Origin of the sequence: Gemmobacter aquaticus, from assembly GCF_007859075.1 — a bacterium.
Classification (GTDB): domain Bacteria; phylum Pseudomonadota; class Alphaproteobacteria; order Rhodobacterales; family Rhodobacteraceae; genus Gemmobacter; species Gemmobacter aquaticus.
Map to the genome: position 1 here is coordinate 73,784 of NZ_VOAK01000022.1, position 22,868 is coordinate 96,651.

At 61.1% G+C, this 22,868-nt stretch carries 26 protein-coding genes; 11 read left to right on the plus strand and 15 right to left on the minus strand.

Going from position 1 to position 22,868, the window contains the following annotated elements; genetic code table 11:
- Positions 1 to 16 precede the first annotated feature (16 nt).
- Positions 17 to 556, minus strand: coding sequence for a nucleotide exchange factor GrpE (locus FQU74_RS13390; RefSeq protein ID WP_229704395.1), 540 nt, complete (start codon positions 554 to 556; stop codon positions 17 to 19).
- A gap of 12 nt (positions 557 to 568) precedes the next feature.
- The gene (gene hrcA, locus FQU74_RS13395) at positions 569 to 1,645 is read right to left on the minus strand and encodes a heat-inducible transcriptional repressor HrcA (protein WP_146286978.1); all 1,077 of its coding nucleotides are present in this window, start codon (positions 1,643 to 1,645) and stop codon (positions 569 to 571) included.
- Positions 1,646 to 1,767: 122 nt separating this feature from the next.
- Here hrcA and rph point away from each other — a divergent pair, with 122 nt between their 5' ends.
- From rph to hemW, 3 genes are read left to right on the plus strand one after another with little or no spacing between them, the layout of a single operon-like run.
- Positions 1,768 to 2,481 (plus strand): ribonuclease PH, encoded by a 714-nt coding sequence (gene rph / locus FQU74_RS13400; protein WP_146286979.1) that lies wholly within the window; start codon positions 1,768 to 1,770, stop codon positions 2,479 to 2,481.
- 1 nt (position 2,482) lies between these two features.
- On the plus strand, positions 2,483 to 3,091 hold the full coding sequence (gene rdgB / locus FQU74_RS13405; RefSeq protein ID WP_146286980.1) for an RdgB/HAM1 family non-canonical purine NTP pyrophosphatase: 609 nt from the start codon (positions 2,483 to 2,485) through the stop codon (positions 3,089 to 3,091).
- An 8-nt stretch (positions 3,092 to 3,099) separates the two neighbouring features.
- Complete coding sequence (gene hemW / locus FQU74_RS13410; protein ID WP_146287177.1) at positions 3,100 to 4,293, plus strand: radical SAM family heme chaperone HemW; 1,194 nt, start codon at positions 3,100 to 3,102, stop codon at positions 4,291 to 4,293.
- Between the two features lie 4 nt (positions 4,294 to 4,297).
- Here the strand turns inward: hemW and FQU74_RS13415 are convergent, their stop codons facing one another.
- From FQU74_RS13415 to hemJ, 7 genes are all read right to left on the minus strand, one after another.
- A complete protein-coding gene (locus FQU74_RS13415) occupies positions 4,298 to 5,212 on the minus strand; it encodes a ParB/RepB/Spo0J family partition protein (RefSeq protein WP_146286981.1) in 915 nt (304 codons plus the stop codon).
- Positions 5,209 to 6,033 carry a ParA family protein gene (locus tag FQU74_RS13420; RefSeq protein ID WP_146286982.1) on the minus strand — a complete coding sequence of 275 codons (825 nt, stop codon included), beginning with the start codon at positions 6,031 to 6,033 and terminating at the stop codon, positions 5,209 to 5,211. Before FQU74_RS13420 ends, FQU74_RS13415 begins: the two co-directional genes overlap by 4 nt.
- Positions 6,026 to 6,649, minus strand: a complete 624-nt coding sequence (gene rsmG / locus FQU74_RS13425) for a 16S rRNA (guanine(527)-N(7))-methyltransferase RsmG (protein WP_146286983.1) — start codon at positions 6,647 to 6,649, stop codon at positions 6,026 to 6,028. The genes FQU74_RS13420 and rsmG overlap by 8 nt, the downstream gene beginning before the upstream one ends.
- Positions 6,646 to 8,508 (minus strand): tRNA uridine-5-carboxymethylaminomethyl(34) synthesis enzyme MnmG, encoded by a 1,863-nt coding sequence (gene mnmG / locus FQU74_RS13430; protein WP_146286984.1) that lies wholly within the window; start codon positions 8,506 to 8,508, stop codon positions 6,646 to 6,648. The genes rsmG and mnmG overlap by 4 nt, the downstream gene beginning before the upstream one ends.
- Before the next feature lie 12 nt (positions 8,509 to 8,520).
- Positions 8,521 to 9,813 carry a tRNA uridine-5-carboxymethylaminomethyl(34) synthesis GTPase MnmE gene (mnmE, locus tag FQU74_RS13435; protein ID WP_146286985.1) on the minus strand — a complete coding sequence of 431 codons (1,293 nt, stop codon included), beginning with the start codon at positions 9,811 to 9,813 and terminating at the stop codon, positions 8,521 to 8,523.
- A gap of 20 nt (positions 9,814 to 9,833) precedes the next feature.
- Positions 9,834 to 11,117 carry a transcription termination factor Rho gene (rho, locus tag FQU74_RS13440; RefSeq protein WP_146286986.1) on the minus strand — a complete coding sequence of 428 codons (1,284 nt, stop codon included), beginning with the start codon at positions 11,115 to 11,117 and terminating at the stop codon, positions 9,834 to 9,836.
- A gap of 129 nt (positions 11,118 to 11,246) precedes the next feature.
- Entirely contained in the window at positions 11,247 to 11,699 is a 453-nt protein-coding gene (gene hemJ / locus FQU74_RS13445) for a protoporphyrinogen oxidase HemJ (RefSeq protein WP_146286987.1), read from the minus strand.
- A gap of 410 nt (positions 11,700 to 12,109) precedes the next feature.
- Here hemJ and FQU74_RS13450 point away from each other — a divergent pair, with 410 nt between their 5' ends.
- From FQU74_RS13450 to dnaQ, 4 genes are read left to right on the plus strand one after another with little or no spacing between them, the layout of a single operon-like run.
- Positions 12,110 to 12,709, plus strand: a complete 600-nt coding sequence (locus tag FQU74_RS13450; protein WP_146286988.1) for a Maf family protein — start codon at positions 12,110 to 12,112, stop codon at positions 12,707 to 12,709.
- Entirely contained in the window at positions 12,706 to 13,545 is an 840-nt protein-coding gene (locus tag FQU74_RS13455; protein ID WP_146286989.1) for a shikimate dehydrogenase, read from the plus strand. Before FQU74_RS13450 ends, FQU74_RS13455 begins: the two co-directional genes overlap by 4 nt.
- Positions 13,542 to 14,138, plus strand: coding sequence for a dephospho-CoA kinase (gene coaE, locus FQU74_RS13460; protein ID WP_146286990.1), 597 nt, complete (start codon positions 13,542 to 13,544; stop codon positions 14,136 to 14,138). The genes FQU74_RS13455 and coaE overlap by 4 nt, the downstream gene beginning before the upstream one ends.
- Positions 14,131 to 14,829, plus strand: coding sequence for a DNA polymerase III subunit epsilon (gene dnaQ / locus FQU74_RS13465; RefSeq protein ID WP_146286991.1), 699 nt, complete (start codon positions 14,131 to 14,133; stop codon positions 14,827 to 14,829). Before coaE ends, dnaQ begins: the two co-directional genes overlap by 8 nt.
- On the opposite strand, the gene secB is transcribed toward dnaQ, so the two are convergent.
- Together secB and FQU74_RS13475 are read right to left on the minus strand one after the other, a co-directional pair.
- Positions 14,830 to 15,333 (minus strand): protein-export chaperone SecB, encoded by a 504-nt coding sequence (gene secB / locus FQU74_RS13470; protein WP_146286992.1) that lies wholly within the window; start codon positions 15,331 to 15,333, stop codon positions 14,830 to 14,832. It lies immediately after the preceding gene.
- 68 nt (positions 15,334 to 15,401) lie between these two features.
- Positions 15,402 to 15,884: an FxsA family protein gene (locus FQU74_RS13475; protein WP_146286993.1), complete on the minus strand. Its 483-nt coding sequence runs from the start codon at positions 15,882 to 15,884 to the stop codon at positions 15,402 to 15,404.
- Positions 15,885 to 15,992: 108 nt separating this feature from the next.
- On the opposite strand from FQU74_RS13475, the gene FQU74_RS13480 reads away from it, so the two are divergent.
- The 3 genes from FQU74_RS13480 to FQU74_RS13490 are packed head-to-tail and all read left to right on the plus strand — an operon-like array spanning position 15,993 to position 18,289.
- The gene (locus FQU74_RS13480) at positions 15,993 to 16,655 is read left to right on the plus strand and encodes a Tim44/TimA family putative adaptor protein (RefSeq protein WP_146286994.1); all 663 of its coding nucleotides are present in this window, start codon (positions 15,993 to 15,995) and stop codon (positions 16,653 to 16,655) included.
- A complete protein-coding gene (gene mltA / locus FQU74_RS13485) occupies positions 16,652 to 17,683 on the plus strand; it encodes a murein transglycosylase A (protein WP_146286995.1) in 1,032 nt (343 codons plus the stop codon). Before FQU74_RS13480 ends, mltA begins: the two co-directional genes overlap by 4 nt.
- Before the next feature lie 3 nt (positions 17,684 to 17,686).
- Positions 17,687 to 18,289 carry a Smr/MutS family protein gene (locus FQU74_RS13490; protein WP_146286996.1) on the plus strand — a complete coding sequence of 201 codons (603 nt, stop codon included), beginning with the start codon at positions 17,687 to 17,689 and terminating at the stop codon, positions 18,287 to 18,289.
- A gap of 3 nt (positions 18,290 to 18,292) precedes the next feature.
- Here the strand turns inward: FQU74_RS13490 and FQU74_RS13495 are convergent, their stop codons facing one another.
- The 4 genes from FQU74_RS13495 to hslV all read right to left on the minus strand — a co-directional run bounded on the left by FQU74_RS13495 (position 18,293) and on the right by hslV (position 21,857).
- Entirely contained in the window at positions 18,293 to 19,408 is a 1,116-nt protein-coding gene (locus tag FQU74_RS13495) for an alpha/beta hydrolase (protein WP_146286997.1), read from the minus strand.
- Positions 19,409 to 19,475: 67 nt separating this feature from the next.
- Positions 19,476 to 20,774: an ATP-dependent protease ATPase subunit HslU gene (gene hslU / locus FQU74_RS13500; protein ID WP_146286998.1), complete on the minus strand. Its 1,299-nt coding sequence runs from the start codon at positions 20,772 to 20,774 to the stop codon at positions 19,476 to 19,478.
- On the minus strand, positions 20,771 to 21,307 hold the full coding sequence (locus FQU74_RS13505; protein WP_146286999.1) for a GNAT family N-acetyltransferase: 537 nt from the start codon (positions 21,305 to 21,307) through the stop codon (positions 20,771 to 20,773). Before FQU74_RS13505 ends, hslU begins: the two co-directional genes overlap by 4 nt.
- Entirely contained in the window at positions 21,297 to 21,857 is a 561-nt protein-coding gene (gene hslV / locus FQU74_RS13510) for an ATP-dependent protease subunit HslV (RefSeq protein ID WP_146287000.1), read from the minus strand. Before hslV ends, FQU74_RS13505 begins: the two co-directional genes overlap by 11 nt.
- A gap of 138 nt (positions 21,858 to 21,995) precedes the next feature.
- Here hslV and FQU74_RS13515 point away from each other — a divergent pair, with 138 nt between their 5' ends.
- Positions 21,996 to 22,808 (plus strand): flagellar motor protein MotB, encoded by an 813-nt coding sequence (locus FQU74_RS13515; RefSeq protein ID WP_146287001.1) that lies wholly within the window; start codon positions 21,996 to 21,998, stop codon positions 22,806 to 22,808.
- The last annotated feature ends 60 nt before the right edge of the window (positions 22,809 to 22,868 follow it).

Genomic DNA, 22,868 nt, shown 5'->3' on the forward strand with positions numbered 1-22,868 from the left:
AAACACTGCAACCTGATCAGGCGCCCGTGTTTGAGCTGACCCCAACCTGAGCGGGCCGGAGCAGGCGGTCGTGAATCAAAAAGCCTTCTGTCATCACCTGAATGATCTGCCCTGCAGTGGTTCCGGGAACAGGTGCTTCGAACATGGCCTGGTGAAGCTGCGGGTCGAACACGTCCCCGACCTTTGGCACGATCGTCGTGATCCCATGGCGCCCAAGAACCGAAGACAGCTCACGCAGTGTCAGTTCGACGCCCTCAATGAGTGCCGCCGCATGGGTGCGATTCTCATCGGTAATGGCGGCGAGCGCACGGCGCAGGTTATCGTAGACTGGCAGCATGTCACGGGCGAGTTTCGTACCACCGTATTGCTCGGCCTCGCGCCGATCCCGCTCGCCACGCTTGCGGGCATTCTCTGCATCCGCGAGCGCGCGCATGAACTTGTCTTTCCATTCGTCACGCTCGGCTCGAAGTGCTTCAAGCTCATCGGTTTCAATGAACTGCTCAAGCTCTTCCAGATTCAGATCCTTCGCTTCGGTCTGATCCTGCGGCATTTCCATTCCTCTCTCATCTCAGCCAGTCGTACGACCGGATACCAATCGGCCAACCAGCTGCGCGGTATAGTCAACGATCGGTACGACCCGACCGTAGTTCAGACGGGTCGGCCCGATCACACCGATGGCGCCGACAACCTTCCGGTCAGCGTTCATATAGGGAGAGACCACCAAAGAGGAACCGGAAAGTGAGAAGAGTTTGTTCTCGGAGCCGATAAATATTCGAACGCCATCACTGCCCTCGGTCAGGTCCAAGACATCTGCAATATCGCGGGCCCGTTCGAGGTCATCAAAAAGTCGCCGGATCCGCGAGAGGTCATCAACCTCGGCAGCTTCCTCAAGCAGGTTGGCGCGCCCACGAACAATCAAACGCTCTCCACGGTCGCCGGGGTTTTCCCACACCGCAATCCCGGCCTCGACAAGACCCTGAGCCAATGAGTCGATCTCTTGCCGGCGCTGACCGATCTCGTGCCTCACCTTCGCGCGCAGCTCAGAGAGCGTCGTTCCTGCCGCGACTGCGTTCAGGAAGTTCGCCGCCTCGCGCATGGCCGAGGGTGTGAGGCCAGGGGGCGGCGTAAGGATCCGGTTCTCCACCTGACCGTCCGAGAACACCAGTACCACAAGGGCGCGATCTGCTGCGAGGCTGACAAACTCGAGATGCCGAATGGAGGCCTGCTCGCGTTTGGGCGCAAGGACGATCGCGGCGCTATGCGTCACACCCGACAGCGTTGTCCCGACCTTGTCGAGCAACGCCGCAACGTCCGACCGCTCTCCTTCGCTCGAAGACGCATCGATGCGCTCACGGTCCTCGACCGAAACGCTTCCAATTTCCAGAAGGCCATCCACGAACAGCCGCAGACCAAGATGCGTCGGAATGCGCCCCGCCGAGACATGCGGACTGTCGAGCAGGCCCAGATGCTCCAGGTCCTGCATTACATTTCGAATGGTCGCGGCGCTGATGCGTTCGGAAAAATCGCGGGTCAGGGTTCGTGAACCGACAGGGTCCCCAGACGCCAGATAGCTCTCAACTACGCGCCTGAAGACTTCTCTGGATCGCTCACTGAGCTCCGAAAGCTGCGGTAGGGGAGTGTTCATCGGTATCGCCAAAGAGAACCTGCCCGCCAAGATAGCGACGGCAGCCAAAGCCAGTCAATAACGGTTGCATCACATATTGTTCGGGAGATAACAGGCTTCAAGACCTCAGGAAGGATACGGATATGCGCCCCTCGGGACGAAAGCTTGACCAACTGCGCCACGTTGAAATTGAAACCGGCTTCACGAAGCACGCGGAAGGATCATGCCTGATCCGAATGGGTGATACCCATGTACTCTGCACGGCGACGGTCGAGGAAAAGGCCCCCCCCTTCCTGAAGAACACCGGGCTGGGCTGGGTGACCGCCGAGTACGGTATGCTGCCTCGGGCAACCAACAGCCGCAGCCGTCGTGAGGCTGCTGCTGGAAAGCAATCCGGCCGAACCCAAGAGATCCAGCGCCTGATCGGTCGCTCGCTGCGCGCAGGCGTCGATCGGTCTGCCCTCGGAGAGCGGCAGATCGTCATTGACTGCGATGTTCTGCAGGCTGATGGCGGCACGCGATGTGCCTCGATCACCGGTGGATGGGTTGCCTTGCGGTTGGCAGTGAACCGGCTGCTTGCTTCTGGCGCCATTTCCAGCGACCCGATCATCGATCATGTCGCGGCCGTGTCTTGCGGCATCTATGCTGGACAACCCGTGCTCGACCTCGATTATCCAGAAGATTCAACCGCAGGCGTGGACGGCAACTTCGTTTTGTTGGGTGGCGGCCGCCTGATCGAGGTCCAGATGTCAGCTGAAGGGACAGCGTTCTCACGCACCGAGATGACATCCCTGCTCGATCTGGCAGACCACGGGGTTGCAGAGCTCGTCGCGGCCCAAAAGCGGGCTCTCGGCTGACATGCGGAAGTTCTCTGAGCCCCGTCTCCTGGTCGCGACGCATAACTCCGGCAAGCTGGAGGAAGTGCGTCAACTTCTATCGCACCTCGAACTTGAGGTCATCTCTGCCGGGGAACTCGGCCTGCCCGAACCTGAAGAGACAGAGTCGACCTTTGTCGGAAACGCCCGCATCAAGGCGCATGCCGCGGCAAAAGCCGCGCAGGCCCCTGCCCTGGCAGATGACTCCGGCATTGAGGTCGAGGCATTGGATGGTGCACCCGGAGTCTATACCGCAGACTGGGCTGAAACACCGAACGGTCGGGACTTTCTTCAAGCAATGACCCGGACCTGGCGGGCACTTGAAGAAAAGGGCGCGGCTCACCCTCGTCGTGCCCGGTTCTGCTGCACGCTGGTTCTTGCCTGGCCCGATGGCCATGATGAGGTGTTCGTGGGTGGTGTTGACGGTCATCTGGTCTGGCCACCGCGCGGGGCGCTCGGCCATGGCTATGATCCCATCTTCGTCCCCTCAGGCAGCGATCACACCTTTGCGGAAATGACCGCCGATGAAAAGAACAAGATAAGCCACCGGTCCGTTGCGCTGCGGAAGCTCGTTGCGGATTGTTTCACGTGAAACAGCGATTGGATAATCCGGGCGCGTCTTCAGATAACGACAGCTGGCGCTCGGGGGGCTTCGGGCTATATGTTCACTGGCCATACTGCCTGGCGAAGTGCCCTTACTGTGACTTCAACAGCCATGTCTCAAACCAGGTGGACACGCAGGCATGGACAGAAGCCCTACGCGCAGAGGTCAGGCGGGTGGCTGAGGCAACCAGGGGCAGAGTGCTGAACAGCGTGTACTTCGGCGGCGGAACGCCCTCCTTGATGCCACCCGAGATGGTTGGCGAAGTCCTCTCCGAAGCCTTCACACATTGGGCACCTGCCAATGATATCGAGGTGACGCTCGAGGCAAATCCAACGTCCGTTGAAGCCGGAAAACTGTCAGCGTTTCGCGACGCCGGCATTAACCGTGTTTCGATGGGACTGCAGGCCCTGAACGACGCTGATCTGAGACGTCTCGGCCGCCAGCATTCCGCGCAAGAAGGCAAATCGGCGTTTGAACTGGCGCAACGCGTCTTTGATCGGGTTTCGTTTGATTTGATCTATGCCCGCCAGTTTCAGACACTCGAAGCTTGGCGTTCCGAACTGCAGGAAGCGCTGTCGATGCAGGCCGGTCATCTTTCGCTCTATCAGTTAACGATCGAGGACGGCACGGTCTTTGGCCGCATGCATCAACAGGGACTGCTGCGCGGGTTGCCAACTGACGATTTGGGAGCTGATTTTTGGGATCTGACGCAGGAGCTTTGCGAAGCTGGCGGTCTGCCCGCCTATGAAGTCTCCAACCACGCCCGACCGGGGCAGGAATCGCGCCACAATCTGGTCTATTGGAATTACGGAGACTACGCAGGGGTTGGTCCAGGCGCGCATGGCAGGCTTTCGATCGGTGGTGCACGATACGCAACAGCGGCACCAAAAGATCCTGCAGCCTGGCTAAAGCAGGCGCTTTCTCTGCATGTTGACGACAGTCCGGTTCACTTGAGGCGCGATGAGCAGTCGACCGAATTCTTGTTGATGGGTCTACGCCTGCGCGAAGGGATCAGCGCTTCGCGCTTCGCCTCAATCGCCGGTCATCCGCTGTCCGAAGCAGCCGTAACCGAACTGGTCGAGCTTGGCATGATCGAGGTCAATGGTGATCAGGTTCGCACGACCAAATCCGGGAGACCGCTTCTGAATGCGGTCCTCCGCAAGCTCATTCTGGCGATGCCAGGGGAATAGTCGATCAGAGGCCGTCGCGGCGAGCCAAAGATAGTGCCTGGCAGAGAAAATCTAGGTCGTCCAGCGTATTGTAGCGTATCCGGACTTCACCTCGCTCGCCGCCCGGCTCATGCAGAATCGATACCTGCATTCCGAGGTTTGCGATCAGGTCCCGCTCCAGCGCAATCGTGTCAGCATCTTTTGCGGCCGACGGGCGCTCACCAGTCGGTCTCGGCGGAGCAATCGGGTTGCCCGCGCGCTTGACCAGGTTCTCGGTCTCGCGCACCGATAGTCCCCGGTCGATTACCTCGCGGGCCAGTTTGGACGGATCAGGTGTGGTTATCAGGGCGCGCGCATGTCCCGCACTCAGCTTTCCGGAGATGACGTGCGCCCGGACTTCCTCTGGCAGGTTGAGCAACCGCAAGAGGTTGGCAATGTAACTCCGGCTCTTTGAAAGCGCATCGGCCAGTTTCTCCTGAGTGTGGCCAAACCGGTCCATCAGTTGACGAAAGGCTTGTGCCTCTTCGATTGGGTTCAGATCGGCGCGCTGAATGTTCTCGATGATCGCAATCTCGAGCACCTCAGTGTCGCTCAGGTCACGGATCAGCACTGGAACTTCATGAACCTTGGCGAGTTGCGCGGCTCGCCACCGCCGCTCACCCGCAACGATTTCGTATCCGGATTGACCCTGCGACGGACGAACAATCAGTGGCTGCAGAATTCCCTTGGCCTTGATCGATTCCGCCAGGTCGGCGAGGTCTTCTTCGACAAAGTTCCGCCGGGGCTGATCCGGGTTCGGTCGAATCTGGTCGACAGGGAGCATGTCGGTCCTGCGCGTGGGTGGTCCATTCGCCTCGACCTGTCCCGGCGCGATGTTGATGTCGGCCATCAGGGCAGAAAGCCCCCGCCCCAGACCACGTGTCGGCTTACGTTCCATCATGCTCTCTCTCTTCCCCGCGACCGGAAACCGTTTCGACCAACAATCTCCAATGCCAGCGCCTTGTAGGCCTCACTGCCCTTCGATGACGGGTCATAGGTCAGCACTGGCATCGCAAATGACGGCGCCTCGCTGACCCGGACATTCCTTGGTACCACCGTTCCAAAGACCAGGCTCCCCAGCGTAGCCCTGACATCGCTCTCAACCTGTTGTGACAGATTGTTCCGGCCGTCATACATCGTGAGGATAACACCCTCGATCCGAAGATTAGGGTTCGCAGATTCCCGAACCGTTCGAATCGTAAGCATCAGATTCGAAAGTCCCTCCAGCGCGAAGAACTCGGTCTGGAGCGGAATGAGCACAGAATCGCTGGCGCAGAGCGCATTGACCGTCAGCAGACTCAGCGACGGCGGGCAATCTATCAGGACATAGTCCAGGGACAACGAGTCAATGTCCGGCCCGCGCAGTGCGTCACTGAGGAGAAAGCTTCGTTTTTCATTGGCCACCATCTCGATGTCAGCAGATGCGAGATCAGAGTTTGCCGGACAGATCCAGAGATTCTCAAAACGCGTCGGCCGAATGACATCCGTGATGCGCGCGTCCTCGATCAGAAGGTCATAGCTTGTGAGCGTACGGTCGGCAGGCTCAACGCCCAAGCCGGTAGAAGCGTTTCCCTGCGGATCAATATCGACAACAAGCACCCTGCCACCAAGCTCTGCGAACCCAGCTGCGAGATTGATTGCCGTTGTTGTCTTACCGACACCGCCCTTCTGATTGGTGATGGCGATGATCTTGGGCAAAGGCGGGCGTGTTGGGTCAGACATGTTCGATTGCAGACAACTTCAGGAGGCGGGCATCCTTGTTTGTCATACTCTCTATCTCTTCAATGTGAAACCGCCACGTATTCCTCGCCTCATGCACCTCATCGAGATAGGCTGCACCCTTAGGGAAGACTGCAAACCCGCCGCTTGAAAGGTGCTTCGCCGCATAGCCGCAAAGAACCGATAGGTTGGACAGCGCCCGAGCAGAGACCACATCGGCAGACATAGGTTTGAGTTCCTCTATTCGAACGCTGTGAACGCAGACATTCCGCAGCTCAAGCTCACGGGCTGCCTGACGAAGGAAGGTGCACTTTCTCTGGTCAGAATCCACGAGCTCAAATCTGGTGTTCGGAGATACTTCATTCGAAACGATCGCAAGCACCAGACCTGGCAGTCCACCGCCAGACCCGAGATCGAGCCAGGTTCCGGGCAAACGATCAAGAAACGGCGCCAGCTGAACCGAATCCAAGATGTGGCGAGCCCACAAATCCTCGATCGTTGATCGGGCAACCAGGTTGATGGCGGGATTCCACTTGACGAGCAGAGCGGCGAATTGCTCAAGCCTATCCAGTGTTTCACGTGAAACATCTACCCCCGCGACAACGGTACCCGCGCTCACGACGCAACCTTCACATTCGTGCGCCGGATCTTGGCCAACAGCAGCACCAAGGCAGCAGGTGTCATACCTTCGATCTTTGCTGCCATGGCGAGAGTTGAGGGGCGGAGCCGGACAAGCTTGCTGGCAAGCTCACCGGATAGCCCCGAGACCGCACCATAGTCAAAGTCATCCGGGATCCGGGTCATCTCGTCGCGGCGCAAAGCAGAAACGTCAGCCGCCTGCCGCTCAGCAAAACGCGAATAGAGCGCGTCGGTGCGAATTTGGACCCGGGTCTCGGGGCTTAATGCTGCAAACACTGGCGCGACCGGGCACATTTGTTCGGGCGTTACGTCAGGATACGACAGCAACTCCAGCCCCGTACGCCGACCGCCGTCCTTGCTAACCTCAACGCCCAGGCCAGCTGCCTCGCCTGGAGTGAGTGAGACATTCTGCAAAGCCAGTGATCCGCGCTCCAGGTCTTCGAGCTTTTGTTCAAACGCCTGTCGTCTGGCTTCACGCACGCAGCCAATGTCCACACCCAACGGGGTCAGACGCTGATCCGCGTTGTCAGCGCGGATCGTCAGCCGATACTCAGCGCGAGAGGTAAACATGCGATACGGCTCTGTCACACCAAAGCTGATCAGGTCATCGATCATCACGCCAATATAGCTTTGCGACCGACTAAACACTGTCGGTTCGCGGTCACGGACATGCGCGACTGCGCCGAGAGCCGCCACAAGCCCCTGCGCTGCGGCTTCCTCATATCCTGTTGTGCCGTTGATCTGACCAGCAAGAAACAGCCCAGGAACAGATTTCGACTCAAGGGTATCGCGCAGCGCACGAGGATCAAAATAGTCGTACTCAATAGCGTAGGCCGGCTGGAGGATCCGCACATCTTCAAGCCCGACAATCGAACGGACGTAGCATTCCTGTACGTCTACCGGCAGGGAACTGGAGATACCGTTGGGATAGACTGTATCGTCTTCCAAACCCTCCGGCTCGAGGAAAACCTGATGGCTGTCCTTGTCGGCGAACCGCACAACCTTGTCTTCAATCGACGGGCAGTACCGCGGCCCGACACCCTCGATATGCCCCCCATACATGGCGGATCGCGACAGGTTCTCGCGAATTATCTCATGGGTCCGGCTGTTCGTATGGGTAATCCCGCAACTCACCTGTCGCGCAAAGGGCTTACTGTTCAGGAATGAAAACAGAACCGGCTCTTCATCACCGTCCTGACGGCCAAGAATATCCCAATTGATCGTCTTCCCATCGAGGCGCGGGGGTGTCCCCGTCTTCAGGCGGCCTCGGGGCATGTCCATGTCCGCCAGTCGTTGCGCCAGGGAAATCGACGGCTTATCGCCCATGCGCCCGGCCGAGTGACGAACGTCACCAATATGGATGATACCATTCAAAAAGGTTCCAGCGGTCAGAATCACTGCGCCAGCTGCGATCTCAGCCCCGTCAGCCAGGCGGATGCCAGAAACGCGCCCGCCATCGAACATCAGATCGACAGCTTCACCCTCGATGATTGTCAGCAGAGGTTCAGCCCGCAGCCTCTCCTGCATGGCCTTGCGGTAGAGCGCACGATCCGCCTGCGCGCGCGGCCCCTGAACGGCAGGGCCCTTCCGCCTGTTCAGAACCCTGAATTGAATACCCGCACGGTCGGCGACATCCGCCATCACGCCGTCGAGCGCGTCAATCTCGCGAACCAGATGCCCTTTCCCCAACCCGCCAATAGCCGGATTGCAGGACATCGAACCAATGTCACGTAGACGCAGGGTCACCAGCGCCGCAGTCGCACCCATTCGGGATACTGCAGCCGCCGCTTCGCAGCCAGCGTGGCCAGCGCCGATCACAATGACATCGAAATGTTTCACGTGAAACACTCCCTACTTTCCTATGCAGAAGGACGAGAAAATCTCGCCCAATACGTCTTCAACGCCCACGCGCCCGATCAGAATATCAAGCGCACGGATCGCGCGATGCACTTCCTCCGCCGCAAGCTCAGTAAGACCGTGTCCGGAGTTAATCACTTCCAGCGCGGTTTCCAACGATTCGACAGCAGATTCAACAACTGTTCGATGCCGTTCTCGCACCAACATACCTGAGCCCGCCGTACGCCGGGCCAGGCGGGCGCCGAGATCTCCCACCAGTTCCTCAAGACCCTCGCCCGTCAGTGCCGAAATCTGGCGAGCGCCCTCGTGACGCCGCAGATCAGCCTTCCCAACAAGAACAAGATCATCGGGCTGAAGATCAACTGGAACTGGATCTGACGGATCGCTCAGGATGACCACCCGAAGGTCGGCCTCTTGCCCACGGCGCACCGCACGTTCGATGCCAATCGCCTCGATCTCATCCGCAGTCTCACGCAAACCTGCGGTATCCAGCAAAGTTACGGGGAGCCCGGCGATCTCCATTCGTACCTCAATCACATCACGTGTCGTACCCGCGTGTTCCGAGGTAATCGCAGCATCCCTACCTGCCAGTGCATTGAGAAGGCTAGATTTTCCGACATTCGGCGCACCAATGATCGCCACTTCAAAGCCGTCGCGAATGCGCTCTGCAGCTCCAACACCGGCCAGTTCTCTTCGAAACTCAACCAGAAGCCCCCTCAACAGTCCGATGACTTCCGGCGTTACATCCACCGGCACGTCCTCGTCGACAAAGTCGATCGTCGCCTCCAGAAGCGCCGCAGCGCGCAAGAGTTGGGGTCGCCAGCCGCTGATCCGCTTGCGAAGCTCGCCTGACATGGCGCGTACCGCTTGGCGGCGCTGCGCCTCGGTCTCGGCATCAATCAGATCGGCCAGTCCCTCGACCTGCGCCAGATCGAGACAGCCATTCTCAAGTGCCCGGCGCGTAAACTCTCCGGGTTCTGCCAATCTCAGTCCAGGCTGCTGCGACAGCACACGCAACAATGCCGACACCACTGCAATCGACCCGTGTGCCTGCAGTTCGGCAACATCCTCGCCGGTAAAGCTGGCACCTGCGCCAAACAGCAGCACAACAGCCTCGTCCAGCACTTCACCTTGCCAGACGATCTTCCGCAGGGCGGCAGTCCGCAGGTCCGGCAAGGGCCGACCGGTGAGATCGCTCACAACAGCATGGGCGCGCGGGCCCGACAACCGGATGACCGAAACGCCCGCCCGGCCCCGAGCCGTAGCCAGAGCATAGATCGTGTCCATCGGTGGCCAGCCCCGTCAGGTCAGGTGTTCATCGAGTCGAAGAATTCGGAATTCGACTTGGTCTGCCGCAGCTTGCCGATCAGGAATTCGATGGCGTCGGTCGTACCCATCGGATTCAAGATGCGGCGCAGGACATAGGTCTTCTGCAGATCGGCCTTTTCAACCAACAGGTCTTCTTTCCGTGTCCCGGACTTGAGGATGTCCATCGCCGGGAAGACGCGCTTGTCGGCCACCTTGCGGTCGAGCACGATTTCGCTGTTGCCGGTGCCCTTGAACTCTTCGAAGATCACCTCGTCCATGCGCGAACCCGTATCGATCAGGGCAGTTGCGATGATGGTCAGCGATCCACCTTCCTCGATATTCCGCGCCGCACCAAAGAAGCGCTTCGGGCGTTGCAGCGCATTCGCATCCACACCCCCCGTCAGCACCTTGCCCGAGCTCGGCACCACCGTGTTGAACGCACGGCCCAGACGCGTGATCGAATCGAGCAGGATCACCACGTCGCGCTTGTGCTCGACCAGCCGCTTGGCCTTCTCGATGACCATCTCCGCCACTGCAACGTGACGCGTCGCGGGCTCGTCGAAGGTCGAGGACACAACCTCGCCCTTCACGCTGCGCTGCATGTCCGTCACCTCTTCCGGCCGTTCGTCGATCAGCAGGACGATCAGATAGCACTCTGGATGATTGGTCTCGATCGAATGGGCGATGTTCTGCAGAAGAACCGTCTTGCCGGTGCGCGGCGGTGCCACGATCAAGGCGCGCTGGCCCTTCCCGATCGGCGCAACCAGATCGATGATCCGGGCCGAACGGTCCTTGATGGTCGGGTCCTCGATTTCCATCTTCAGCCGCTCATCAGGATAAAGCGGCGTCAGGTTATCAAAGTGGACCTTGTGCTTGGCACGCTCGGGATCGTCGAAATTGATGCGCTCTGCCTTGACCAGACTGAAGTAACGCTCATTGTCACGCGGGCCCTGAATGACCCCTGAAATCGTATCCCCCGTGCGCAGGCTGAAGATGCGGATCATCTCGGGGCTGACGTAGATGTCATCGGGGCCGGGTAGATAGTTGGCCTCAGGGCTGCGCAGGAAGCCAAAGCCGTCTTGCAGAACTTCCAGAACCCCGTCACCGCCGATTTCCCAGCCTTCCTCGGCATGCTCCTTCAGGATCGAGAACATCATCTCGCCCTTACGCATCGAAGGGGCGTTTTCAATCTCCCATTCCTCTGCCATGGCAAGAAGCTCTGCCGGCGTCTTTGCCTTGAGGTCAGCCAGATTGAGGCGTTCGATCTTGGTTGCTTGGTTCATGGGAATCTGCTCGTCCAATACGACCCCTGTGCCGGGGTTCGGGATCATGCTGTCATAGGGAAACGCCAAAGGCCGGACGGCCCCGCTTGCCCGCCGAAATAAGCGCTCACCTTCCTCGAGTCAACACAATCAGAACTTCACGATCACCGAGGCCACGATCACGATCATCAAAATCGTCGGGACCTCGTTCATGATCCGGTACTGTCGCCCGCTCAACCGGTTGCCCTGCACCTGAAACTCCTTGCGACGCGCAGAGAGCCACATGTGGAACCAGGTCATCCCCAGCACCGAGGCTCCCTTCGTCCAGGGCCAGATCATCGACCAGTCGACGATCCCCGGCGTGAACACCAGCGCAAGCCCAAAGATCCAGGATGCAATCATCGCAGGGTTCATGATCGCCCTCAGCAGCCTGCGTTCCATCACCTGGAACAGCGCATCGGTCTTGCTTCCCGCCTCTACGCTTTCGACGTGATAGACGAAAAGCCTCGGCAGATAGAACAGCCCCGCCATCCAGCTGATCACCGAGATCACATGCAGGAATTTCACCCAAGGGTAGCCACTTGCCAGCAGGTCGGTGATCATCATGCTCTCCTTCTCTGCATCTTCTTAAAGAAAGAATAGAAAAAGGGAATGATGTGGTAGGGACCGTGGATAACCGGATTTCGTGAACTGTCCCTGAGTTTCTCCACAGGAACCCTGTCGTGGACAAGTCTGGGACAAGCAGCCGGATCTTGACAGTATGGTCTGAAAAAATTCCGTAAATTCAATGAGAAGAGATAGATGCCGCACTGTGGGAAAAGGCGGCCTGTCTGTCCCTTGCCTGTGAGTGTCGCCTTCCTCCACGCAAGGCGGGATCGCCCTTGCACAGGTGGACAGTTCTCTCGCTTGTCTTGACAAGTGGCACCATCCGTCGGCACCTCTCGGCACAGACCTCTTTCATCCGGAACTGGCATGCAGGAACAAACCGCGCTTTTCCACAGGTCCGCCCCCAGATGACCAGACCGCTTCTTCTGGCCTCGGGCTCGACCACCAGACTTGCCCTGCTCCGCAACGCGGGCTTGCAGGTCACCGCCACTCCCGCCCGGATCGACGAGGCCTCCATCCGCGCCTCGCTTGAGGCCGAGGGCGCAAATCCGCGCGACATTGCCGACACGTTGGCCGAAATGAAGGCCCGCAAGCTTTCAGATCGCAATCCTGACGCGCTTGTTCTGGGCTGCGATCAGGTGCTCGAATTCGACCGCCGGGTGTGGGGAAAGCCGGAAACGCCGTCGCAGGCGCTGGAACATTTGCAGATGCTGCGCAGAAACCCCCATCGCTTGCTCTCGGCACTGGTCCTCTATGACAAGCAAGAGCCGGTCTGGCGCCATGTGTCGCGGGCCGATCTGACAATGCGCAACGTCTCGGACCGGTGGCTCATTGGCTATATCGAACGGAACTGGGACCAGATCCGCCACTGTGCCGGCGCCTATATGATTGAGGCCGAAGGGCTTCGGCTTTTCAGCGCCATCGAAGGTGACTACTTTACCATCCTGGGGCTGCCGATGTTGCCGCTTCTCTCCTATCTCGAACTCAGGGGCTTTATCGAGTCATGACGGAACTTCCGCGCATTCCCCTCGCTGGCGTCATCGGATCTCCCATTGCCCACAGCCGATCCCCTGCGCTGCATGGGTACTGGCTCAAGCGGTATGGGTTGAAGGGCTTCTATATTCCGATGGATATCGCGCAGGCTGATCTGGCCGAGGCGCTACGCACTCTTCCAAAGCTGGGGTTCGTGGGCATCAATGTGACGATCCCCCACAAGGAAGCCATTCTTGGCATGGCGGATATCATCACCGACCGTGCCGCGCTGATTGGCGCCGCGAACACGCTGATCTTCCGCAAGGATGGACGGATTCACGCCGACAACACCGATGGTGCGGGCTTTATCGCCAATATCCGCCAAAACGCCCCACAGTGGAATCCGGCCGCCGGCCCGGCCGCGGTCTTTGGTGCCGGCGGCGCTGCGCGCGCTGTCGTTGCCGCCCTGATCGAGGTTGGCGTACCCGAGATTCGCATTGCCAATCGCAGCAGGCCAAGGGCCGATGTTTTCCGCTCTGATTTCGGCGCCAAGATCGCGGTCTATGAATGGACGCAGGCGGCCAACATGCTCGAAGGGGCGGCGACGGTGGTGAACACAACCTCGCTCGGCATGACCGGAAAGCCGGATTTCCGCGTGCCGCTCGACGCGCTTGAACGTGGCGCGCTGGTCACCGACCTCGTCTATACCCCGCTGCGCACCCAATTCCTGATCGAGGCCGAGGCCGCAGGCGCCACCATCGTTGACGGCTTGGGCATGCTGCTGCATCAGGCGGCGCCGGGGTTTGAACGCTGGTTCGGCCGTCGCCCCGAAGTGGACGATGCCACGCGGCAGGCGGTGCTTTCGGCATGAACCATCCGTTCCGCCTTGGGCTGACCGGCTCCATCGGCATGGGAAAGTCCACCACGGCGGGCTTCTTCCGGGCACGGGGCGTCGCGGTCTGGGATGCCGATGCGGCGGTGCACCGCCTTTACGGTCAAGGCGGCGCGGCGGTTGCGCCGATCTCGGCGCTGGTGCCGGAAGCCGTGATCGACGGCGTGGTGTCGCGGCCGGCGCTATCCGCGCAGCTTGGACATGATCCGGCACTTCTGCCCCGGATCGAAGCTATCGTGCATCCGCTCGTCGCTGCTGATCGTGCAGAATTTTTGCAGAAAACAGTCTCTGACATCGCGGTTTTCGACATTCCGCTGCTCTTTGAGAAGGGCACCGAGGCCGAGATGGATGCAACCCTTCTTGTGACTGCGCCGCCCGAGTTGCAGCGCCGCCGCGTTCTTGCCCGCCCCGGCATCACCGAGGCGCAGTTCCAGTTGATCCTGTCACGCCAGATGCCCGACGCCGAAAAGCGCGCCCGCGCGACGCATATCATCGAAACACTGGGCCTCGCGGCGGTTGAAGCCGCCGTTGTTGCCCTCATCGCCTATATCCGGGAGACCCGCCTTGCGTGAGATCGTTCTCGACACTGAAACGACCGGGTTCGAGCCCTCGGAAGGGCATCGCATTGTCGAGATTGGTGCGGTGGAGTTGTTTAACCACCTGCCGACCGGGCGCACCTTCCACGTGTACCTGAACCCTGAACGGTCGATGCCGAAAGAGGCGTTCGAGGTGCACGGGCTGGGCGATGATTTCCTGCGTGACAAGCCGCTCTTCCGGCAAGAGGCGCAGAATTTCCTCGATTTCGTCGCAGATTCAAAGCTTGTCATCCACAATGCAAGCTTCGACATGAAGTTCCTGAACTGGGAGTTGCGCACCCACGGATTCCCGCAGATCCCGAACGATCGGGCGATCGATACGCTGATGATCGCGCGGTCACGGTTCCCCGGCTCGCCTGCCTCGCTCGATGCGCTGTGCCGCCGCTTCGGCATCGACAATTCGATGCGCGAAAAACATGGCGCGCTGCTCGACAGCGAAATTCTGGCAGAGGTCTATCTGGAGCTGATTGGCGGGCGTCAGCCGGATCTGGTACTCGCCCCGGTCGCGTCAACGCCCTCACGTCAGGCGGGCGCGCCAGATGAAGTCTGGCGCCCTCGCGCGCGCCCGACGCCCCTGCCCTCGCGCCTGACCGAGGCTGAGGCCGCCGCCCATGCTGCCTTTGTGGCAAAGCTGGGCGACGGGGCGATCTGGCTTAAGCGCAGCTGATCACTGCACCGGCTGGGCTTCGGGCTTGGCCTGCGCCTGGGCGCGCCGGGCCAGTTCCTGCCGGTACAGCGCGAGGAAATCGACGGTATCGACATTGAGCGCCGGGAAGCCGCCGTCGCGCGTGACATCCGAGATGATGCGGCGGATGAACGGGAACAGCAGCCGCGGGCATTCGATAAGCAGGAAGGGGTGAAGCTGGTCTTCCGATACGCCTTCGACATGGAAGACCCCGCCATATTCCAGCTCAAGCAGGAACAGCGTGTCGCCCGTGGCCTTGTTCTTGGACGATACGCGGAACTTGCTGACCACTTCGTACTGGTGCTCAACCGCGCGCTTACGGGCATCAAGGCTGACGGCAACCTGTACATCGGGCTGCATCTCAGAGCCGGTAAAGCCCTTCTGGGCCAGAACGTTCTCAAAAGACAGGTCGCGGACGAACTGCGCCAGAACGCTCATCTTCACCTGCGGGGCGGCTTCCGGGGCCGCGCCATTCGCTTCGGTCATGGATCTCTCCTGCTGCATTGGCATTTGCCAGTTTTCGCCGACCTTCCTAGCAGCGCCGAGATCTTATCTCAATGCCGCGTCCAACCCGAGGGGCGGCTGTCGTTCCCGCGCGGCGATTCACTGCCGTCGCTCGGGTCAAGCTCGATGAACTCGCCATCGATGACCACTTCTGGCCCCTGGCGAACCCCGAAGCGTTCTGCCACTTGCACGCGGCGCGCAATCGCGTCGGTTATCAGCCTGCGCACCGGCGGGATCAGCAGCAAAAGCCCGATCGCATCACCCAGAAATCCGGGCAGGATCAGCAGACCGCCCGCCAGGATCAACAGCGCCTGATCGCCGATGGTGCCGCCCCTTGGCTCACCGATGCCCGCCATCGTTGCGCGGAACTGCGCGGCAGTGCGCTCACCGCTGGTACGGATCACTGCGCCACCCAGAAGCGCCGTCCCAAAGATCACCGCAAGCGAGGCAAGCAGGCCAATTCGACCGCCAACCGTGACAAACAGCGCGATCTCGATCAACATGATGGCCACCAAAAGGCCAAACAGCCGCATTTTTCGTCCTCTTGCTCTCAACAGTCCGTCAGACGGTGGACTTGTCCACCCCCCTTTCCTACATAGTGTGGCAAGTCCAATGATGCCATATCTGTTCCCGAGGTCCGCATGAACAACGCTTTGATCCAACTCCTCGTCCTGGCAGGGATCGCGGTGTTTCTCATCATCAAGCTGCGCTCGGTCCTTGGAACGCGCGAAGGCTTTGAGAAGCCGCCGTTGCCCGTGGATGAAACTGCGTCGCGTCCGGTGCTGCGCTCGGTCGATGCGACCGACCCGACAGATGACCGCGACATCACCGACCACGCCCCCGAAGGCTCGCCCGCGGCTTTGGCCTTGGCGCGCATGAAGCAGGTTGAGCCCAGCTTTGCGGTGGGCACCTTCCTGCAAGGCGCCCGCGGGGCCTATGAAATGATCCTGATGGCCTTTGAGCGTGGCGACATCTCTGGCGTGCGGGCCTTTTTGACGCCCGAAGTTGCCGAAAGCTTTGATGAGGCGATAGCCGCGCGCAAGGATCAGGGGCTGACCGTCGAGGCGAATTTCGTCGGTCTGCGCGAACTCTCGCTGGTTACTGCCGATTTCGTTGAATCAACGCAAGAGGCCGAGGTGACTGTCCGCTTCGTGGGCGAGCTGACCTCGGTGGTGCGCAATGCGTCGGGCCAGATCGTCGAAGGCTCGGCGACCGAGATCAAGCGCCAGCGCGACGTGTGGACCTTTGGCCGCAAGATGGGCAGCACCGACCCGAACTGGCAGCTGGTGGCCACCGGAGAATGATGGGTGGCGCGCGACCAGTCCTTGTTGCCCTGCTGGCGGCGCTTGCCATGACGGCACCGGCAAAGGCACAGGTGCTGGCTTTCGAAGAGCTTGACGGCTGGGCCGAGGACGATCATCGCGCCGCGCTCAGGACGTTTCTGAACACCTGCGACCAACTGGAGGATGCGGCCTGGCAGCCGCTATGTTCCCTGGCCCGCGATGCAGCCGCCAGCCCAGAAAGCGCGCGCGCGTATTTCGAGCTGTTCTTCCGGCCCGTTCTGATCGGCGATCCTCCTGCGCTCTTCACCGGCTACTATGAGCCAGAGCTCGACGGCTCGCCCAGCCAGACCGCGCGGTTCCGCGTTCCGATCTATGCCCGCCCGCCTGAATTGCAGGATGGCTCTGTCTACTACTCGCGCGCCGACATCGAGGCGGGCGCGCTGCGGGGCCGTGGGCTTGAGATTGCGTGGCTGGAAGATCCAGTCGATGCGTTTTTCTTGCAGATTCAGGGCTCTGGCCGCATTCGGATGCCGAATGGTCATGTGATGCGCGTGGGATATGGTGGCAAGAATGGCCATCCGTACCGGTCGGTCGGGCAAGAATTGGTGCGACAGGGCACCTATTCGGCCGATCAGGTATCGGCCCAGACGATCCGGGGATGGGTCAAGCAGAACCCGGGACCCGGCAATGCGCTACTTGATCACAACCCCTCTTACGTGTTCTTCCGCCGCCTGCCCGACCTGCCCGCCGACCGCGGCCCGATCGGTGCAATGGGGCGGTCAATCGTCGACATGCGCTCGATCGCGGTCGATCCGAGCTATCATACTCTGGGTGCGCCGGTCTGGATCGAGAAAGACGGGCGCGAGCCGATGCGGCGGCTGATGGTCGCGCAGGATACCGGTGGGGCGATCAAGGGCGCGCAGCGCGCCGATATCTACTTTGGCACCGGTGACCGCGCGGGTGATGCGGCGGGAACGGTCAAGGATGGTGGGCGGATGGTCGTGCTGTTGCCCATCGACCTGGCCTTTGCGCAAACCCTCGACGGCTAGACCATGGCCCGGCGTCGTGATCTGCGCCCTGAGGAGGCCGAGTTGTGGCAGGCGGTCGCCCGCACGGCCCGGCCAATGCACGCAGGGCAGGTCCATCATCGTGCGACCCCGAAGCCTGATCCCACCCCGACCCGCGACCAGATCGCCCCCGCCCCGACGGAGCCCGGGCTCAACCGCTTTCGCGTGGGCGAAAGGGCCGGTGCAAAGCCGGTGATCGACGTTCAGCCCGGCACGGCTGACCGTCTGTCATCGGCGCCTGTCCTGATGGATGCCAAACATCATGGTCGGATGATCCGTGGCAAGCTGGTTCCCGAGGCGCGGATCGACCTGCACGGCATGACCGTGGCCGAGGCCCACCCCGAACTGATCCGCTTTGTGATGAACAGCTGGCATGCTGGCTTTCGGCTTCTGCTGGTGATTACCGGCAAGGGAAAACCGGGGCCGGATTACGGTCCGATCCCGATGCGCTATGGCGTTCTGAAGCACCAGGTGCCGCACTGGCTGCGCCTGCCGCCGCTTGGACCTTGCGTCCTGCAGGTAACCGAGGCGCATCTGCGCCATGGCGGCGCAGGCGCCTATTACGTCTATCTGCGCCGCGGCGGTTAGGCGCTACTGCGCCAGATCGTTCGCGACGGCGCCCACCGGCGCCATGATCACTTGCGTCGCATTCTGTACCGTCAGCACGACGCCCGGCAACAGGCCCACCTTGCCGCGCTGATCGCCCGAGAAGGCGGTGTTGATGTCCTCGACCCGGCCAATGATCTGCAGCAGCGCCGGGTTGTCGCCGACGTTGAAATGCCCCGCACCCTTGTTGAACTCCGTGGTGTCAAGATAGGTGACCTCGAGATCGGAAATACGCGAGATGTCCTGCAGGTTGCCAAGCCGCTCGGGCTGGCCGGTGATGCGCGCCGAGACGCTGAGCGCCGTGTCGCGTGAAGACCCGAAGATCACAAAGGGCTGCGGAAGCTGATCGAAGGACTGCGCCTGAATGCGGAACAGATCCACATCGATATCCGGTGAAATCAGAATGACCCCCGCGATGCGGTCCTTCGCCGGATCCTGCCTCAGCGCCATCTGGCGCAGCGTTTCCATCGTGAGGGCCGCACCCATCGAATGCGCCACGATGATGATGCGCTGAACCCCCGCCGCCGCCGTCTCGCGCAGCAGCGTCTCCAGTCCGTCGCGGGCAAACATCGACGAATCCCGATCAGCAACATAGCCTAGCGGGTTCGCGGCCGATGGCCAGCTGTAGTGCATGGTTATGCCGGGGGTCTCGATGTCATGCGCCAGCTGCGCGATGCGGAACAGCCCATCGGCGAAGGTGTTGTTAAAGCCATGCACAAAGATCACGGCGTCGCGCTCATTGCGCGGCCGAGCCCGTACCTGCCCGGCAAGATTGGATCGAAACTCGCGTGTTGAGGGGTAGTGAACCGCCTCTGTGATCAGGAAATGCCGCTCTGGATCGGACTTCTGCGATGAGCCCGGAAAGGCGATCTGGCCCGGTTTGCGGTCAGGTGGTACCGAGACGTCATATCGCGCAAAGCGCTCAACCTCGGACCGCTGGTTTCCGAAGGTTCCGGTCTCGGGGTTGATGTCGCGCATCGTGCCGATGAAGACCTGCTCTACAGCACCAACTTGGGCCGCAGCAGGATCAAGGCGCACATAGGCGCGCTGCGCGCATCCGACCAGAACCAGCAGGCAGCAGCCAATAACAATCTGACGCACCGACAGCACTCCTGCCTTGGGTTAAAGCCGCGCGAAGGTCGCCGATTCGAGTATCAGCGACAAGACCTTACAGCACATAGCGGCTGAGATCGGCGGATTTCGCCAAAGCGCCCACGTTCGTTTCCACGAAGGCCGCGTCAACCACCACCGCCTCGCCGCCGCGATCGGGGGCCGTGAACGACAGCTCCTCGAAAACCCGCTCCATGACGGTGTATAGCCTGCGCGCCCCAATGTTCTCGACACTCTGGTTTACGTCGGCGGCTATACGGGCAAGGGCGGCGATCCCGTCTTCGGTAAAGCGTATCTCCACCGCTTCGGTCGCCATCAGTGCTGCATACTGGCGCGTCAAGGCGTTGTCGGTCTCGGTCAGAATGCGGACAAAGTCGCCTTCGGTCAGCGGACGCAACTCGACCCGGATCGGCAGTCGTCCCTGCAGTTCCGGCAGCAGGTCTGACGGTTTGGCGATATGGAAGGCGCCGCTTGCGATGAACAGGATATGATCTGTCCTGACCGGCCCGTACTTCGTCGAAACCGTCGTCCCTTCGATCAAGGGAAGCAGGTCGCGCTGCACGCCTTCGCGGCTGACGTCGGCACCACGGGCATCGGCGCGTGCGCAGATCTTGTCGATCTCATCCAGAAAGACGATGCCGTTTTCCTGAACACTCTCCAGCGCCGCCGCTTTCACGGCCTCGTCATCCAGCAGCTTGTCGGCCTCTTGCCCCAGCAGGATTTCATAGCTGTCGGCCACCGTCAGCTTCTTGCGGGTCGCGCGGCCGCCAAAGGCCTTGAACAGATCCTGCAGACCCTGCATCTGCATCTCCATTCCATTACCGCCCCCCATCATCATCGGAAAGCTGGGTGTATCCTGCACCTCAAGCTCGATCACCGTCTGATCCAGTTCGCCCTTCTTCAGCTTCTGGCGGAACATCTCGCGCGTCTGTTCGCGGGCGTCCTTCCCCGCGATGGCCTCGATCACCCGGTCCTCGGCGGCCTTGAGCGCGCGGGCCTTGACGTCCTCGCGCATACGGGCGCGGGTCTCGATCATCGCGGCATCAACCAGATCGCGGATTATGCTGTCGACATCGCGACCGACGTATCCCACTTCGGTGAACTTGGTCGCCTCGACCTTGAGGAAGGGTGCGCGTGCGAGTTTCGCCAGGCGGCGGCTGATCTCGGTCTTGCCGACGCCGGTCGGGCCGATCATCAAGATGTTCTTCGGGTAGACCTCGTCCCGCAGGTCGTCGCCCAGTTGCTTGCGCCGCCAGCGGTTACGCAGGGCGACCGCCACGGCGCGCTTGGCCTCGGCCTGGCCGATGATGAAGCGATCAAGCTCGGACACGATTTCGCGCGGGGTCAGGTTGGTCATGCGTGCTCCTCGGGAACGTGCCGCATCAGAAGGCTATCGCCTGTGCGGTCTTTCAGGTCTTCAATCACCCGGAACCCTGCCTTTTCATAGGCGCGCACGGCCCGAAGGTTGGCGGGGTCGGGGTCGATGATGATGACGGTTTCGCCTTCAGTGCGAAGGCGCGCCACGAACAGACGCAAGGCGGCAGAGCCAATGCCTTGCGAGAGCCTCGACGCTTCGGCGAGGCTCAGATCCACGCCCACTGTATGATCAGCAAGCCACGCAAGCCAGGGCGCCTCTGTCAACCAGGGTTCCACCCTGTTCGAGGCAATCCGCCAGACCTGAATGTAGCCGATGGGCTGGCCCCGCTGCAGGATGATGAAGGGCCGTGTGTCATCGCGCCCTTCGATCATGTCGCGGATATAGCCGAGTTCGGTCTCGGGCGTGCCCCACCATTCGCGCCAGTGGGGGCGTTCCAGCCAGTCGGCAAGCATGGACAGATCGTCCGTTGAAACCGGCCGAAAGTCGAGATCTTGTGCCGCCTCAGCGGGCACGGATCGTCTCCACGGTCAGGTTGCCGTTCGTGTAGACGCAAATGTCAGCCGCGATTGCCATGGCCTTGCGCGCAATCTCTTCGGCTCCAAGGTCGGTCTGCATCAGGCCGCGCGCAGCGGCCAAGGCAAAATTGCCGCCCGATCCGATGGCGGCGATGTCGTGCTCAGGCTCCAGCACATCGCCTGCGCCGGTGATCACGAAGAGGTCCGTGCCATCCGTCACGATCAACATGGCTTCAAGGTTGCGCAGGTACTTGTCCATGCGCCAGTCCTTGGCCAGATCGACACAGGCGCGCGCGAGCTGGCCGGGTGCGGCCTCCAGCTTTTTCTCCAGCCGTTCAAGCAGGGTAAAGGCATCGGCGGTTGATCCCGCAAAACCACAGACAACATCGCGTCCGCCGGGGGATAGCCTGCGAACCTTGCGCGCCGAGCCCTTGATGACGGTCTGTCCCAGGCTCACCTGCCCGTCGCCCGCCACCACAACCTCGCCGCCGCGCCGGACGGCAAGGATCGTAGTGCCGTGCCAGCCGGGAAATCTGTCTTCCGCCATGGGTGCCTCCGTTTCCATTCTATATGGCGCGCCAGTGGCCGCTTCACAAGCGCAGGGCAAATGCGCGGGATTTTATCCGTTAAGCGGTTCTTTACGCAGGCCTTTCAATCTGGGACCGGGTGAATGCAGGGGTGTGATATGGCCGGCAGCAACAATGCCGCGCCCGTCATCATCAAACGGAAGAAGATCGTCGCGGGCGAGGGTCACCACGGGGGTGCGTGGAAAGTTGCCTATGCCGATTTCGTGACGGCCATGATGGCCTTCTTCCTGCTGATGTGGCTTTTGGGCGCAACAACCGAAAAGCAGCGCAAGGGCGTTGCTGATTATTTCAACCCGACCGTCACTGTCTCGACCAGCGGTGGGGGTGAGGGCGTTCTGGGCGGGGATGCGCCAATGCCGGAGCAGACCGGGCATACCTCGGGCACCGGGGTTGCGGGCGGGCGCGTGCTGGGCGACGGCCCCGAGAGCGATGGCGCCCGGCTGAAGGAGGTCAAGGCCGAGATCGATCGTCTGCTGACCGCCTTTGGTGGAGAGAGCATGACCATGCAACGCGCCCTGCGCCATGTCGTGACCCGCGTGACGGACGAGGGGGTTGTGCTTGAAATTCACGATCTGCCTGACGCCCCCCTCTTTCAATCCGAAGGTGCACTGGCCACGCCCGTGCTGCACACCATCACCGATGCGATGGCCGAGGCGCTTGGCATCACGCAGGCGCAGATCGCGGTGAACGGCCATGTCCGCGCCTATCCGGTTGTTCTGGTCGACAATCCCGTCTGGACACTCTCGGCGGCGCGGGCAGAAACGGTCCGACAACTTCTGCAGGATGGGGGTCTGGCACCCGGTCGCGTTCAGCGCGTTGTCGGGCATGCCGATCGGCGCCCGGTGACGGCGGACCCGATGGCCGCGCGCAACAACCGGATTGAAGTTGTGCTGCTGCGTGAGGATCGATGACCGGGTCGCGCGACTGTTGTCGTTAGGGGGATCTTAAGCCCGCGGGCGCAGGGTCGGCTC

Coding starts and splice junctions, on each gene's coding strand:
- FQU74_RS13390 (WP_229704395.1), bottom strand. CDS start 556: ATGGAAATGCCGCAGGATCAGACCGAAGCGAAGGATCTGAATCTGGAA.
- hrcA (WP_146286978.1), bottom strand. CDS start 1,645: ATGAACACTCCCCTACCGCAGCTTTCGGAGCTCAGTGAGCGATCCAGA.
- rph (WP_146286979.1), top strand. CDS start 1,768: ATGCGCCCCTCGGGACGAAAGCTTGACCAACTGCGCCACGTTGAAATT.
- rdgB (WP_146286980.1), top strand. CDS start 2,483: ATGCGGAAGTTCTCTGAGCCCCGTCTCCTGGTCGCGACGCATAACTCC.
- FQU74_RS13415 (WP_146286981.1), bottom strand. CDS start 5,212: ATGATGGAACGTAAGCCGACACGTGGTCTGGGGCGGGGGCTTTCTGCC.
- FQU74_RS13420 (WP_146286982.1), bottom strand. CDS start 6,033: ATGTCTGACCCAACACGCCCGCCTTTGCCCAAGATCATCGCCATCACC.
- mnmE (WP_146286985.1), bottom strand. CDS start 9,813: ATGGACACGATCTATGCTCTGGCTACGGCTCGGGGCCGGGCGGGCGTT.
- rho (WP_146286986.1), bottom strand. CDS start 11,117: ATGAACCAAGCAACCAAGATCGAACGCCTCAATCTGGCTGACCTCAAG.
- hemJ (WP_146286987.1), bottom strand. CDS start 11,699: ATGATCACCGACCTGCTGGCAAGTGGCTACCCTTGGGTGAAATTCCTG.
- FQU74_RS13450 (WP_146286988.1), top strand. CDS start 12,110: ATGACCAGACCGCTTCTTCTGGCCTCGGGCTCGACCACCAGACTTGCC.
- FQU74_RS13455 (WP_146286989.1), top strand. CDS start 12,706: ATGACGGAACTTCCGCGCATTCCCCTCGCTGGCGTCATCGGATCTCCC.
- coaE (WP_146286990.1), top strand. CDS start 13,542: ATGAACCATCCGTTCCGCCTTGGGCTGACCGGCTCCATCGGCATGGGA.
- secB (WP_146286992.1), bottom strand. CDS start 15,333: ATGACCGAAGCGAATGGCGCGGCCCCGGAAGCCGCCCCGCAGGTGAAG.
- FQU74_RS13475 (WP_146286993.1), bottom strand. CDS start 15,884: ATGCGGCTGTTTGGCCTTTTGGTGGCCATCATGTTGATCGAGATCGCG.
- FQU74_RS13480 (WP_146286994.1), top strand. CDS start 15,993: ATGAACAACGCTTTGATCCAACTCCTCGTCCTGGCAGGGATCGCGGTG.
- mltA (WP_146286995.1), top strand. CDS start 16,652: ATGATGGGTGGCGCGCGACCAGTCCTTGTTGCCCTGCTGGCGGCGCTT.
- FQU74_RS13490 (WP_146286996.1), top strand. CDS start 17,687: ATGGCCCGGCGTCGTGATCTGCGCCCTGAGGAGGCCGAGTTGTGGCAG.
- hslU (WP_146286998.1), bottom strand. CDS start 20,774: ATGACCAACCTGACCCCGCGCGAAATCGTGTCCGAGCTTGATCGCTTC.
- hslV (WP_146287000.1), bottom strand. CDS start 21,857: ATGGCGGAAGACAGATTTCCCGGCTGGCACGGCACTACGATCCTTGCC.
- FQU74_RS13515 (WP_146287001.1), top strand. CDS start 21,996: ATGGCCGGCAGCAACAATGCCGCGCCCGTCATCATCAAACGGAAGAAG.